The following is a 13670-nucleotide window of genomic DNA, read 5'->3' as shown; positions in this document are numbered from 1 at the left end:
TTGCTCTTCCCTCGGTCAGGGCATCCTGCCCTGACTCGGGCGCACGCCATCCATGGCGTGCTTGGCGCAACCTGCGCCCGACCCGCCACTGCCGCGAGCGTCAGGATTGCGGTGTCGGCAGGGTATCGACGCATGCATCCCATCGAAGACCTCGGCCCCTCCGACGCCAGTGCGTCGCCTCGGCCGGGGATTGCGGAGAGCGGGCCATGGATGGCCCGCGGCGGCGAGTCAGCCAAGGATGGCTGACCGAGCCGGGCAGCAAGCCCTGGACGTGGCGATGCAGCTTCCGAGGCCGACGAACCCAAGCCGTTGCCCTCAACTCAGGGAAGAGCAGAGCTCAAAAGCAGAGAAGCAGATTCGCTGACCTTGGACTTGCAGCGACGGGTCGGGCTGCAGTTGCTCTTCCCTCGGTCAGGGCATCGTGCCCTGACTCGGGCGCACGTCATCCATGGCGTGCTCGGCGCAGCCTCCACCCGACCCGCCACTGCCGCACGCGGCAGGAGTGCGGCGTCGGCGGGTTTTGATGCATGTCAGAGCCGTCGAAGACTTCAGGCCCTCCGACACCAGTGCGTCGCCTCGGCCGGGGATTGCGGAGAGCGGGCCATGAATGGCCCGCGGCGGCGAATCAGCCCTGAATGACGGACAGTTCATCTGCGGCGTTCCCCCTTGGGCCGATATACCGCACAATTCGATGCATTCCGAAGCCCAGCGGTCCATGCACGCCTACGTCTACAAAAGCCAGCGCAAAGCCGATACCTATCTGTATCTGGCGCGTCGCGACGACTTCTCCCCGCTGTCGGACACGCTGCGTGAGCAATTGGGCACCTTCGTGTTCGTGCTGGACGTCGCGCTGACGCCTGACCGCAAGCTGGCACGCGGCAATACCGACGAGGTCCGCGCCAACCTCCAGGCGCGCGGCTTCCACCTGCAGTTCCCGCCGACCGCGCACCTGGATCCGATGACAGAGGACTGGGGCACCGATGCCTGAGCCCACGGTTTCCCGCCGGCCTGCGTTGCTCGCACTGGCGCTGGGCCTCGTGCTGGCCGCGATCTCCGCCATCGGAGTCGTCCCCGCACTGATCGCCGGCTGGCTGGCGCAGCCCGCGTTCGCGCTGGCCGCGCGTTGGCGTCGCGGTATTCGGCCGCCGGCCTGGCCGGCGCTGCGAACCGACATCGTCGCACTGCTGCTGGCCTGGGGCGGCGCACTGCTACTGGTCGCCTTGCTGGTGGCCTGGCCGCTGTCCGCCTTGCGCCAGACCGGCGGACTGGGCGCCGCGCTGGCACTGAGTGCCGCCGCCGGTGTCTGCCTGATCGGCCTCTGGCGGACCTGGCCGCTATGGCATGGACTCGAACGTGAAGGCGGCAGCATCGGCGCGCACTGGCGTGCCCTGGCCGACCGCGATGCCGGCAGCTGGCGCGGCGCGGCAGCGGGCGTATCGGTCGCCGTCGCGCTGGCCTGCGTGCTGTTGCTGGCCTGGCCTGGCCTGCTGCCCGACCACACCCGTGGCGTGTTCGCCGGCGTATCGGCCCTGTTCTGGTTGCTGTCGCACGGCGTGCTGCAACGGCTGCGCGAGGCCGAGCGGCTGCCGTTGCAGGTCGTCGAGATGCAGGCGGCCGATGCCGCCGCACCGTTCGAAGAAGGCTTGGACGGCGATCTCGGCGTTGCCCTGTATGCCGCCGCACGCAGTGGTCGTGTCGATCGCGCCCTGGACCTGATCGAAGCCGGCGCCGACCTGCAGGCCCTGCCGGCCGAAGGCGAACGCGACCAGCGCAGCCTGCCGGTACTGGCGGCGGTGCTGCCGGACCTGCGCCTGCTGCGCGTGCTGATCGGACGCGGCATCGATCTCAATGCCGCGCAGGCGGGCATGACCCCGTTGCTGGCGGCCACCCGCGACAGCTGGCACGGCCGGCCCGAGGCGGTGATGACGCTGCTGGCCAATGGCGCCGACCCGCGCGCGGTCGACCGCGATGGCAATACCCCATTGCATCATGCCGCCCGCAGTTCCGACCCAGGCGTCGCCGCACTGCTGCGCGATGCCGCCGCCGAACTCGATGCCCGCAACCACGATGGCGTCACGCCGCTGGGCGTTGCCTGCGCGTCCGGCAACTGGCGACTGGCGCGTTTCCTGCTCGAACGCGGCGCCAAGGCCGAGATCGCATCGGGCTCGCCGGCGCTGCTGTCGGCCGCCGGTACCGACGAAGACGATCCCGCCGGCGTGCAGTTGCTGCTCAAGCACAAGGCCCGGGTCGACGCGCGCGACGCCCAGGGCCGCAGCGCCCTGCATGAGGCGGCGCTGCGCGGACACGCCGACATCATCGCGATCCTGCTGGCCGCAGGCGCCGACGTGCATGCGCGCGATCTTGCCGGGCGCACACCGCTGCTCGATGGCGCGCGTGGCGCCCACCTGGCCGCAGTCGAGACCTTGCTGGCCGCGCATTCGGACGCGCGGGTCGTCGACAACGATGGCCGCAACGCGCTGACCCTGGTCTGCCTGGCCGAGGTGCCATCGCCACCGCTGGTGCAGCGCCTGCGCGAACTCGGCGTCCCCCCCGACCAGGCCGATCACGCCGGTCGCCATGCGATCGAACACGCCGCCAGCGCCGGACGCTGGTCGCTGGTGTCGTTGCTGGATCCGTCCTATCCCTTGCCGGCGCGGGTCGTCGACGAGGAAGGCGCGCCGGTCGCCGCCGACCAGACGCCGCTGGCCTTGCTGCGTGATGGCCTGCGCAGCGGGCGCGACGGCAATCTCGACGCGTTGTCGCAGCTGCTCGATGCCGATGAGCTTGGCGGCCTGCTGTTCGACGCCGAGATCGTGGCGTCGCCCGAACATATCGACTGGCTGATGGCGCGTGGCGCCAATACCGAGGTCCGCAACGACGCCGGCGACACGCCGCTGTTCGCGCTTCTGTCCCTGGTGCCTGCCAGCCTGCCGGCGATCCAGTCGCTGTTGCGGCATGGCGTATCGCCGGGTGGCCGCGGCGGCCTGGCGCGCTTCCTCGCGGCCTGTGTCCGCAGCGACCAGGCCGGGCGTGCGCTGGAGCATTGCGCGCTGGAACTGCTGGCACGTGGCGCCGACCCGTTTGCGGCCTCGCCCGAGGGCGACCCGGCATTGCCGCTGGTGGTGCGCCTGGGCTGGAACCGCGTGCTGGAGCAACTGATCGGCAACGGCTGCGATCTCGATGCCCGCGATGCCCACGGCATGAGCGCGCTGCACCTGTGTGCCGCGCTCGGTCGCGAAGCGGCGCTGAAGACCCTGTTGCTGCATGGCGCGTCGGTCGACCTGCGCGCGCAGGACGGACAGACTCCGCTGGGCGTGGCGCTGGCCAGCGGTCGTCGCGATCTTGCCGACTGGCTGGACTGGCGCGGTTGGGCATTGCCCGGGCGCCCCCTGAACAGCAGCGACGTGCCGCTGGCAGCCACCGCCGGCGATGTCGGCGCGGTCCGCAGGCTGCTCGATCTCGGACTTGCCGTCGACACCATCGACAACCAGGGCTGCACTGCCCTGCTGCGTGCCGCGGGCGGCGGTCATCGCGCAGTAGTCGACCTGCTGCTCGACCGCGGCGCCGATCCGCAGCACGCCGCGCATAGCGGGGCGACGCCGCTGTCGGCGGCCGTCAGCATGCGCCAGGGCGATATCGTCGAGCGCCTGCTGCAGGCCGGCGCCGGCCTCGAACAGCGGCTGCCGAACGACGTCACGGTGCTGATGCTGGCCGCCGCGCTCGGCCTGCCCGATCTGTGCGCGCGCCTGTTGACGGCCGGTGCGAACGTCCATGCCACCGACTCGCAGGGCCTGACCCCGCTGCATTGCGCGGCGTTGCACGGCTTTACCGCGCGCGACCGTCCGCGCCTGCTGGCCCTGTTCGACACCCTGTTGCTGGCCGGCGCCGATGTCGATGCGGTGGCAGCCGGTGGCGTCACCCCGCTGTTGCTGCTGATCGGCGCACGCGCCGAGCCGGGCACCGCCTGCGACGAGGAGGTGATTGGCGGCGTGCTGGAGCAACTGCTCGACGAACGCGTCGCCCTCGACGCCCAGGATCCGCGCGGCTTCGGCCCGCTGCACCTGACCGCCCTGCATGGCCTGCTGCGCACGGCCCAGCGCCTGCTGCGGGCCGGCGCCGATCCCGAGTTGCGCGACAACCTCAACCGCACGCCGCGCGACATCGCGGTGATGCGCGGGTTCATCGATGTGGCGGCCGAGTTCATGCCGGTGCAGGCCCAGCCGGGCGTCTCGATGGCGAGGTTCCTGCGCGATCGCGGCTAGCGCGGCTGGATAGCTTGCGGCGGCCTGCGTCCAGGCCTATCGTCTACGCTGGCGTGTCATCCAGGGAAGGGGACGGAGATGGCGAAGATGAAGTCGAACACAGTGATCGGCTGGATGCTCGCCGTACTGTGCCTGCTGCTGGCTCAGACCTCATTCGCGCAGAGCGCGCGTGAGGTGCGCAAGCAGGCCGAGGCCAGCATGCTGGTCGCGGGCTCGGTGGACATCGAACCTGACGGCAGCGTCTCGGCGCATGTGCTCGACGATGCCGACAAGCTGCCGGTGCAGGTACGCAACCTGGTGCAGCGCGCGGTTCCGCAACTGCGTTTCGAGCCTGTGCTGGTCGATGGCAAGGCGGTGCCTGCACGCGCGCGGATGAGCCTGCGGATCGTGGCCAGGCCCGCTGCCGACGGGACCGGTGTGATCGCCATCGGCGGCGCGCATTTCGGCGAAGTCGACCTGGAATCCACCGAGGTCGTACGCACGCTGGGCACCATGAAGCCGCCGCGCTTCCCTTTGAATGCGGCGCAGGAGGGCGGCCAGGGAACGGTCTACGTCATGTTGAAGATCGGCCGGGATGGCACGGTCATGGATGCGGTGGTGGAGCAGGTCAACCTGCGCGTGATCGGGTCGGAGCGGGAGATGGCGCGTTTCCGTCGTCTCTTCAGCAACGTCGTGCTGGACACCGTGCGCGACTGGACGTTCCAGCCGCCGACGACGGGTCCGTTTGTCGATGCGCCCTACTGGTCGGCGCGCGTGCCCGTGGATTTCACACTCGGTGATGCGCTCAAGCCGGCCACCGCAACGCCCTATGGGACGTGGCAGGGCTACGTCCCGGGTCCGCGCCAGCGCGCGCCATGGATCACCGAAGAAGATCAGCAGGGCGATGCCGACGCGGTCGCAAGCGGCAGCCTCTATCCGGCCCACAGCCGGTTCAAGTTGTTGACGCCGCTGGGCGGGTAGGGAACCGGGTCTCGTGTGCTTCGCGGCCGACGGCTTGCGAAGCGCACGTTGGACGCCTATCGTCCCGCATTCAGGGAAAGGAGTTGCGCATGAAAGCGAATGTCGCAATGGTCTGGTTGTGGGCGTCGTTGTGCCTGCTTGTTCTGCCCGTGCAGGCGCAGACCTCGCGCGAGATGCGCAAGCAGGTCGAAGCCAGCATGCTGGTGGCCGGCACGGTGGACATCGAACGTGACGGCAGCGTCTCGGCACATGCGCTCGATCGGGTCGCCATGCTGCCGCCGAGCGTCGTGGGGCTGGTGGACAAGGCTGTCGCGCAACTGCGCTTCGAGCCCGTCCTGCTCGATGGTGTCCCGGTGCTGGCAAGGGCCAGGATGAATCTGCGGATCGTTGCCCGTCCCAGAGGCGAGGGCAACACCGAGCTCAGCATTGCCAGTGCGCAGTTCGGCGAAATCGACAAGACGTCCACCGACCAGCCCAGATCGGATGCTATGCAGCCACCGAGGTATCCGGCTGATATGTTACGCGCCGGCGCTCAGGGCGCGATCTATCTGGTGATCCAGATCGGACGCGACGGCAAGGTCATGAATGCCGTCGCCGAGCAGATCAACCTGACCGTCGTCGGTTCGGCGCGCGACATGGAGCGGGTCCGTCGTAGCCTTGGCGAAGCGGCGCTTGACGCCGCACGAAGGTGGGTCTTCCATCCGCCGACGACTGGCGATCTGGTAGATGCTCCATACTGGTCGCTGCGCGTCCCCGTCGACTTCACCATGAGCGGCTCGCGGAACGAGTACGAAACGCCCTACGGGACCTGGCATGGCTATCTGCCCGGGCCACGCCAGCGTGTCCCCTGGGTCACCGACCAGGATGCACTCGGCAGTCCCGACGCCGTTGCCGGTGGGGAGCTCTATCCCCTCTACAGCCGATTCCGGTTATTGACGCCGCTGCCGGGCTGAAGCGGGGCCGAGCCCTGTCAGGGGCCTGCCACGATCGGCAGGCCTGTGGGTCGGCGCGGCTGCGCGCGCAGACGCCACCATTCGCCAGCTGCCCACAGGCCGGCCGCTGATCTGAGCGGAGGCCTCATCGCGCTGCGTGATGCAGCGCCAGCATGCGTTGCCCGCCTGCGTTGTCGCCGTTCGCGCGTCTGCACGATATGGACTTACCGTCCGTGACGTCGCGAACGCGCTGCCGGAGCGTCGGCAGGTGCGAGGCGTGGACCGCATGCATGACCTGAGGGGAAGCCCGATGGCACCGGAAGCGACCTGGGTGGCCGGGCTGTCGTACCCCGCTGCGTCCTGACACCTCTTGTGCGCCCTCTGCGGCTACCGAAAAAACACCCAAACGCGACCGGCGGCAGCCAGACGCATTTTGGGTGTTTTCCACGATGCCGCTGTCTGGCGGTGGATCGCAGACTCCGCTCTACCGCTTGACGGTATGGCCGATGCCCATGGCTGTCCCGCAGGTCCTGTTCGACTCAACACCACCAGCAGAGTGATCAGCCAGACATGATTCCGAACCCCTGTTCCGGCGGCGCACGCCGCCGCGCCCCCTTGCCGGCCCTGCTGGCGATCGCGGTGACCTATGCGCTCAGCCTGTCCGCACATGCGCAGTCCACGGAAGGCAAGGACGTCGAAAAAACGCTGGACGCGGTCACCGTCACCGGCTCGCACCTCGCGCCCACGTCCGCTGCGATGCAGGGGCCGACGCCGGTCCGGGTCATCGACTCGGTGCAGTTGGAGAAGATCGGCGCCACGACCGTCTATGAGGCGCTGCGGACCGAGCCGGTCTTCGCCGGCTATGCCGACAACGACACCCGCGCCGGCGCCGGCGGCCTCAATGGCGTCAACCTGCGTGGCTTGGGCTCGCAGTACACCTTGGTCCTGCTCAACGGTCGCCGCATCGCCAGCGCCGACCTCAACCAGGTGCCGTTCACGGCGGTTGAGCGCATCGAAATCGTCAAGGACGGCGCCTCGGCGATCTATGGTTCCGACGCGATCACCGGCGTCGTCAACGTGATCCTGAAGCAGAACTACGAAGGCTTCGAAGTCGAGGCCGGCTACGGCAACACCACCCATTTCGCCGATGGCATGCGCGCGCACGCGTCGTTCCTGACCGGCATCAAGACCGATCGCGGCAGCTTCCTGATGTCCGGCCAGGTCGAGAAGCACAACAGCATCGTCAGCCTGGAGCATCCGCTGGGCCGGTCCGACGACCAGCGCCCGTGGGGCGGTCCCGACCAGCGCGCCAATCGCCTCAACCCGGGCCTGGTCACGCTGCAGAGCGGCGACCAGGTGATGTTGAACCCGTCGTTCGGCAACGGCCAGACCGGCAGCGCCGCGTCCGACTATGTCGCGCCGTACTTCCTGCCGCTGGAAAAGCGCCAGCCCAACAACCTGCAGAACGGCAAGGAAGCGGCGACCTTCTACGGCAACGGCCGCTACAACCTGGTCGACGACCGCCTTGAGCTGTTCGTCGACCTGATGCACAAGCAGGTCAATCTTGATTATATCGATCACCGCGGTACCTACCTGAACTACCTGGTGCCGGCGACCAACTACTGGAACCCGTTCGGCGAAGACGTGCAGGTCAATTACCTGCTCGACTACGGCACGGCCGATGGTCGCCGCGAGCGCCCGCTCGAGACGATGACGTCCGATATCTCGACGACGATGATCACCGTCGGCGCGCGCGGCAGCTTCGACAGCTTCGATTACGAAGTCGCGTACTCCGACTACAAGATCACCGACATCCAGGGCCACAACGGACTCAGCAAGGCCGGCATCGCCCGCCAGCTGGCCCGTACCGACGCTGGTGCCCTGAACCTGTTCGGCAACGCGGCCGTGACGGCCGCCCAGCTCGATCCCGCGCGTGGTCATTTCGAGCGCCGCTTCGAGAACTACACCCGTTCGTTGACCGGTCTCGTCCGCTTCTCGCCGTTCGAGTTTGCGGCCGGTCAGGTGCAGGCCGCGGCAGGTTTCGAAGTCCGCAAGCTCGGCTATCGTTCCGTGCTCGACGAGTCGCTGAGCACCTTCGCCGACTCCGGCGCCCTGACGTTCCTCAACGACTTCAGCTCCGGCGGTGACCGCGAGGTCAAGGCGGTGTTCGTCGAAACCAACATCCCGTTGGCGCGTGGCCTCGAGCTGGGCCTGGCCGGCCGCCACGAGAGGTTCAGCGATTTCGGCAGTGCCTCGGTGCCGCGTGCCACGCTGCGCTGGGAGCCCTTCGCGGACGGCTCGCTGATGTTCCGCGCGTCCTACAGCAAGAGCTTCTTCGCGCCTGCCGTGGGCGACCTGCAGGACACCGGCGACGTCAATACCGATCCGTATTTCGATCCGGCGATCGTCGACACCAATGGCGACCCGCTGTACTACAACATGGACACCATGAGCGGTGGCAATCCGGACCTGCAGCCGACCACCGGCAAGTACTACAACCTTGGCATGGTCTACAGCCCGAGCTGGTTCGACGGGTTCACGATCTCGGTCGATGCGTTCCAGCTGGCGCAGCGTGATGCCTTCATCTGGCCGTCGGTGCAGAACATTCTCGATGGCGTCTCCCCCGGCGTCATCGTCCGCGCCGACACGCCGACGCCTGGAGACCAGTACTCCGGCGCTCCGGTTGGTCGCGTGATCCGCGTGATCAACCGCCCGGTCAATGCTGCCACCCGCGATGTCGCCGGCGTCGACATCAACTTCAACTACAAGCTGGCGACGGAGAGTTTCGGGCAGTGGGACTTCGCGCTGTACAACACCTTCACCACCAAGTTCGAGTACGACCAGATCGACGGCGACGGCCCCCAGGATGCCTTGGGCAACCTGCTGTATGACGGCATCCCCAAGTACCGCGGCAAGTTCCAGGTCAGCAACCAGTTCGGTGCATGGACCACCACGCTGGGCACCAATTACTACGGCAAGCTGATCAACAACTACAACAACGACCAGGTGATCGATCCGTACATCACCAGCGACCTGACCGTGATCTACGACTTCAACGACGGTACCGCTGGCGGCAATGGCTTCCTGTCCGGCACGACACTGTCGCTGAATGTCACCAACGTGTTCGACCAGGATCCGCCGCGCTATGTCGGCTGGGTGCATCGCGGCATCTATAGCGATTACTCGCACGTCGACCAGGTCGGGCAGTTCGTCAGCCTGACCTACCGCAAGAAGTTCTGATCGCGATCGGTTGACGACGGCATGCCCGGACGGCATGCGCGGTAGGCGGGCGTTCACGCGATGCGCGCGCATGACCGGCCGGGTACGCTGTTGCGTCTCTACAGACAGGGCATGTGATCCATGCAGCGTTGCGTTCCGCGCGCGAGAGCGCCCCGATCGATGGGCGGCCGTAGCGGGCGACCTGTGCCATGGCACAGGCATGCGGTCGCATGCCTGGGGCTTTGCCTGCTTCCATTGCTCGCTGTCGCGCAGACGCAGGCCGTCAATGCGGATGCCGCTGCGGAAGCGCGCCTGGATGTATACGCCGAACAGGCGTTGAAGGATTGGCAGACCCCCGGCATGACGTTGGCGGTGGTCAAACGCGATCGGGTTGTGCTGGCCAAGGGCTATGGCGTGCGCGAGATCGGCCGTCCGCTGAAGGTCGACGCGCGCACCATGTTCGCGCTCGGATCGACCAGCAAGGCCTTCGCCTCCGCGGCAGTCGCGATGCTGATCAGCGATGGCAGCATCGCTTGGGAAGACCGCGTCAAGCTCTACCTTCCGTGGCTGGAGCTCTATGACCCTTGGGTCACGCAACAGGTGACGGTCCGCGACCTCCTGGCGCATCGCGTGGGGACCAGCATCGACGACGAGAACAAGTTGCGCCCCGTGTCGCGGGATGCCCGTGACCTGCTCGAACGCGGACGTTGGCTGCGGCCGCGCGCGGAGTTTCGCGCCGACTTCGTCTACAGCAACAACATGATGACCGCATCCGGCCTGGTGGTCTCGGCGGTCTCCGGTCAGCGCTGGCCGGACTTCGCGCGCGATCGCATCTGGTCACCGCTGGGCATGACCCGGACCAATGCCGACGTCACCGTGACGCGCGCGGACCGCAACGCGGCCGTGCCTCACGTGGGCCACATCGACAAGGCGCCGGTCGCCATCGCCTGGGACTACCCCGATGCGGTCGCGGTACCGTCCGGCGGCATCAACTCCAATGCCGTCGACATGGCGCAGTGGCTGCGCTTCCAGCTCGGCGATGGCGCCATCGACGGCAAGCGCCTGATCAAGGCGGATGTGTTCCAGCAGATGCACATGCCACAGACACCGCTTCGCTTTCCGCTCCGCGATGTCACGCAGTTCCCTGGCGAGGTGCAGACACTGGCCGGCATGCACGCGTTCGCCTATGGGCTTGGCTGGTACGTCACCCAGTACCGGGGCAGGAAGATGCTCTGGCATAGCGGCACCATCGAAGGTTTCCGTGCAGGGGTTGCGCTGTTGCCGGAGGAAGGTATCGCGGTCTATGCGAACGTCAATCGCATTCCGTCGACACTGCCGTTCGCAATGATCCTGCGCGTCTTCGACGAATACCTGGACGAGCGTCCGCCGCCCACCGACTGGAGTCGGCTGTTCCTCGACAGCGCGCTGCGCGAAGAGCGCTGACGCGACAGACCGTGCGTGCATGCCGTCAGCGTGGACCAGGGTGCCGTTCGCGACCGTTCAGGACGCCGCCGCCTCGGCTGCCCCTCTCCGCAGGAACGCGAATTCCTGCAACAGCGACAGGTCCCGTTCGAACAGCGCGTAGGACGCTTCACTGGTGCCATCGCGCTGGCGCAGTACGGCGGAAGGGTGATAGGTCGCGAAGGCACGCAAGCCATCCGCGAGCGTGTGCCATTGCCCGCGCTGCCGGGTCAGGCGGAACGTGGTCCCGAACACGGCGCGCGCGGCAGTGGCCCCGAGGCAGACGATGGCATCGGGACGCACCGCAGCGATCTCCTGCTCCAGCCAGGCATGGCACGCTTCCACGTGCCGGGCCTCCGGATTCCGGTGCAGGCGCCGCTTGCCGCGCTGTTCGAAGCGGAAATGCTTGACCGCATTGGTGATGAAGAGCTTGCTGCGGTCGATGTCGAGCGTCTCCAGCGCGCGCATGAACAGCTTGCCGGCCGACCCGACGAATGGACGACCCGTCAGGTCTTCCTCGTCGCCGGGTTGCTCGCCCACGATCATGACGCGCGCATGTTCCGGACCTTCGCCTGCGACCGCCTGGGTGGCGGGCTGCCATAACGGGCAGCGTCGACATCGGGCGATCGCGTGCTTCAACGCCGGCAAACCGGGGGCGCCGACAGCCGGCAGGTCTGGCGCCGGAGCTGCGGACATCGCGGGAATCTTCCTGCGTGGTGCCTCGGGCACGCGCTCGGCCATCTCCTGCACGCGCGCGCCGGCATCTCGGATGAGATCGGGCAACAATTGCGCTTCCGGCAGCAGTTTCCAGTATTTCTGCGGCATCTCCTGGCGCATCATCCGCGGGTTGAGCCGGGCGGGATTGAAGATGTTGGTGTAATAGGTGCGCCACAGCGCTTCCTGCGCATCGTCGGCGGGCGCATCGTGGCGATGGCCGCCCTCGCCGAAGGCCAGGGCGTCGCCATCCCAGCGCGCGCTGCGATACGGCGTCAGGATCGCCCAGCGCATGCCGGTGAAACGTCGCGCGAAGAACGGCGCCACGCGGTCGACGATGTAATGCTCAGGCTCGAACCAGGCCACGAACGCATCCTGCTCGCCCGCGATCTCGCGGAAGCGCACGAAGGCCTTCATCTTATGGCTGTCGCGGCGCACGCTCTTCTCGAGATCGCGGGCCCGATGGACGTCGGGATCGGCGGCGCGTTCGAGCAGGTGGCGCTCGCCCTCGCCGATGCGCCACAGCAGCCGGTAGAGCAGGCCGTGCCGATGCGGGTCGCGATGGCACAGCACGGCTTCCGCCAGGGACAGGAATTCCGCCGGGACGCGCGGTGCCGCACGCAGCGGCGTCAGGGGCTGTCCGGAATCCCCGAAGGACAGGCCTCCCTGTGCTTGCGCGTTCCAGGAGATCGCGTCCGGCGGAATGCCGGCGCACAGGGCCGATCGTGCCAGCGTCCGCCAGGCGCCTGCGTCCCAGGATGGCTCAAGTTGCATCGTGTACATGCCGGGCCGCTCAGTCGAACAGGCCGGCCTGGCGCGGGCGCGGTGCCAGCTGCGCACGAAGCCTCGCGGGATCGTCGAGCCGCGCACGCGGATGGTGGTCGAGCAGGCTGACGAAGGGCAGCACCTTCTTCATCGGGAAGCGCAGGCGTTGCAGGTCCGCCACCCGTAACCCGCCATGTCGCCGCGACTGCACGATGCGGGCGACATTGCGTGTCCCCATGCCGGGGACGCGCAACAGCATTTCGCGGGGCGCGGTGTTGACGTCGACGGGAAACTGGGCCGGATTACGCAGCGCCCACGCGAGCTTGGGATCGACATCGAGGTCGAGCATGCCGCCCGTGCCCGCGGGGACGATCTCGTCGACGGCAAAGCCATAGAAGCGCAGCAGCCAGTCGGCCTGGTAGAGCCGGTTCTCGCGCTGCAGCGGTGGTGCCAGCAGCGGCAGTCGTGATGATGCATCCGGGATCGGACTGAAGGCCGAGTAGTAGACGCGGCGCAACCGGTAATTGCCGTACAGGTTCTCGGTCGTGGTCAGCACGGCGCGGTCGTCGGCATCGTCGGCACCGATGATCATCTGCGTGCTCTGCCCGGCGGGCGCGAACCGCGGCGGCTTGGCCCGCATGCCGCGCGCGGCCTTGCGTGCCTCCTTGCCCTCCTCGATCCGCCAGCGCAGGTCGCCCATCGCGGCGCGGATGCGTGGCTGGCTCTTTTCCGGTGCCAGTTCGTGCAGGCCACCCTCGGTCGGAAGCTCGACATTGATGCTCAGGCGGTCCGCGTAGCGACCTGCCGCGGCCATCAGCTCGGGTGTCGCGTCCGGAATCGTCTTCAGGTGGATGTAACCGGAGAAATTGTGGTCCTCGCGCAACGAGCGCGCGACCTCGACCAGTTGTTCCATCGTGTAGTCGCTGTCGCGGATGATGCCGCTGGACAGGAACAGCCCTTCGATGTAGTTGCGCTTGTAGAAGTCGAGCGTCAGCTGCACGACCTCCTGCGGCGTGAAACGCGCGCGCCGCACGTTGCTGGACACGCGATTGACACAGTAGACGCAATCGAAGATGCAGAAGTTGGTCAGCAGGATCTTCAGCAGCGAGACGCAACGCCCATCCGGCGTGTACGAATGGCAGATCCCCATGCCCTCGGTGCTGCCGATGCCACCGGTCGCGGCGGACGTGCGTTTGTCGGCACCGCTGGACGCACAGGAGGCATCGTACTTGGCGGCGTCGGCGAGGACGGCGAGCTTGTCGAGGATTTTCACCCGCCGAAACTACGCAGGCGCAGTCTCAGGATGTGAGACTGGAGAGGATGGCTTGCAGATGATCCCTATTCATCCGTCCATGGA

At 67.5% G+C, this 13670-nt stretch carries 8 protein-coding genes; 6 read left to right on the top strand and 2 right to left on the bottom strand.

Annotation, left to right across the window (positions count from 1 at the left end; translation table 11 throughout):
• Positions 1 to 715 precede the first annotated feature (715 nt).
• The 6 genes from ACYX7E_RS15225 to ACYX7E_RS15200 all read left to right on the top strand — a co-directional run bounded on the left by ACYX7E_RS15225 (position 716) and on the right by ACYX7E_RS15200 (position 10816).
• Positions 716 to 988, top strand: coding sequence for a YcgL domain-containing protein (locus ACYX7E_RS15225; RefSeq protein WP_462081443.1), 273 nt, complete (start codon positions 716 to 718; stop codon positions 986 to 988).
• Positions 981 to 4262 carry an ankyrin repeat domain-containing protein gene (locus ACYX7E_RS15220; protein ID WP_462081438.1) on the top strand — a complete coding sequence of 1094 codons (3282 nt, stop codon included), beginning with the start codon at positions 981 to 983 and terminating at the stop codon, positions 4260 to 4262. The genes ACYX7E_RS15225 and ACYX7E_RS15220 overlap by 8 nt, the downstream gene beginning before the upstream one ends.
• 87 nt (positions 4263 to 4349) lie before the next feature.
• Complete coding sequence (locus ACYX7E_RS15215; RefSeq protein ID WP_462081437.1) at positions 4350 to 5222, top strand: energy transducer TonB; 873 nt, start codon at positions 4350 to 4352, stop codon at positions 5220 to 5222.
• Between the two features lie 488 nt (positions 5223 to 5710).
• Positions 5711 to 6175 carry an energy transducer TonB gene (locus tag ACYX7E_RS15210; RefSeq protein WP_462081442.1) on the top strand — a complete coding sequence of 155 codons (465 nt, stop codon included), beginning with the start codon at positions 5711 to 5713 and terminating at the stop codon, positions 6173 to 6175.
• A 549-nt stretch (positions 6176 to 6724) separates the two neighbouring features.
• The gene (locus ACYX7E_RS15205) at positions 6725 to 9394 is read left to right on the top strand and encodes a TonB-dependent receptor plug domain-containing protein (RefSeq protein WP_462081436.1); all 2670 of its coding nucleotides are present in this window, start codon (positions 6725 to 6727) and stop codon (positions 9392 to 9394) included.
• A gap of 234 nt (positions 9395 to 9628) precedes the next feature.
• Positions 9629 to 10816, top strand: a complete 1188-nt coding sequence (locus ACYX7E_RS15200) for a serine hydrolase domain-containing protein (protein ID WP_462081435.1) — start codon at positions 9629 to 9631, stop codon at positions 10814 to 10816.
• Positions 10817 to 10873: 57 nt separating this feature from the next.
• Here the strand turns inward: ACYX7E_RS15200 and ACYX7E_RS15195 are convergent, their stop codons facing one another.
• Both ACYX7E_RS15195 and ACYX7E_RS15190 read right to left on the bottom strand, forming a co-directional pair.
• On the bottom strand, positions 10874 to 12331 hold the full coding sequence (locus ACYX7E_RS15195; RefSeq protein ID WP_462081434.1) for a UdgX family uracil-DNA binding protein: 1458 nt from the start codon (positions 12329 to 12331) through the stop codon (positions 10874 to 10876).
• Positions 12332 to 12341: 10 nt separating this feature from the next.
• A complete protein-coding gene (locus ACYX7E_RS15190; protein WP_462081433.1) occupies positions 12342 to 13586 on the bottom strand; it encodes a putative DNA modification/repair radical SAM protein in 1245 nt (414 codons plus the stop codon).
• Positions 13587 to 13670 lie beyond the last annotated feature (84 nt).

The sequence above is a fragment of the Luteimonas sp. RIT-PG2_3 genome (genome assembly GCF_054902115.1).
This window is presented reverse-complemented; position numbering and strand designations above follow the sequence as displayed.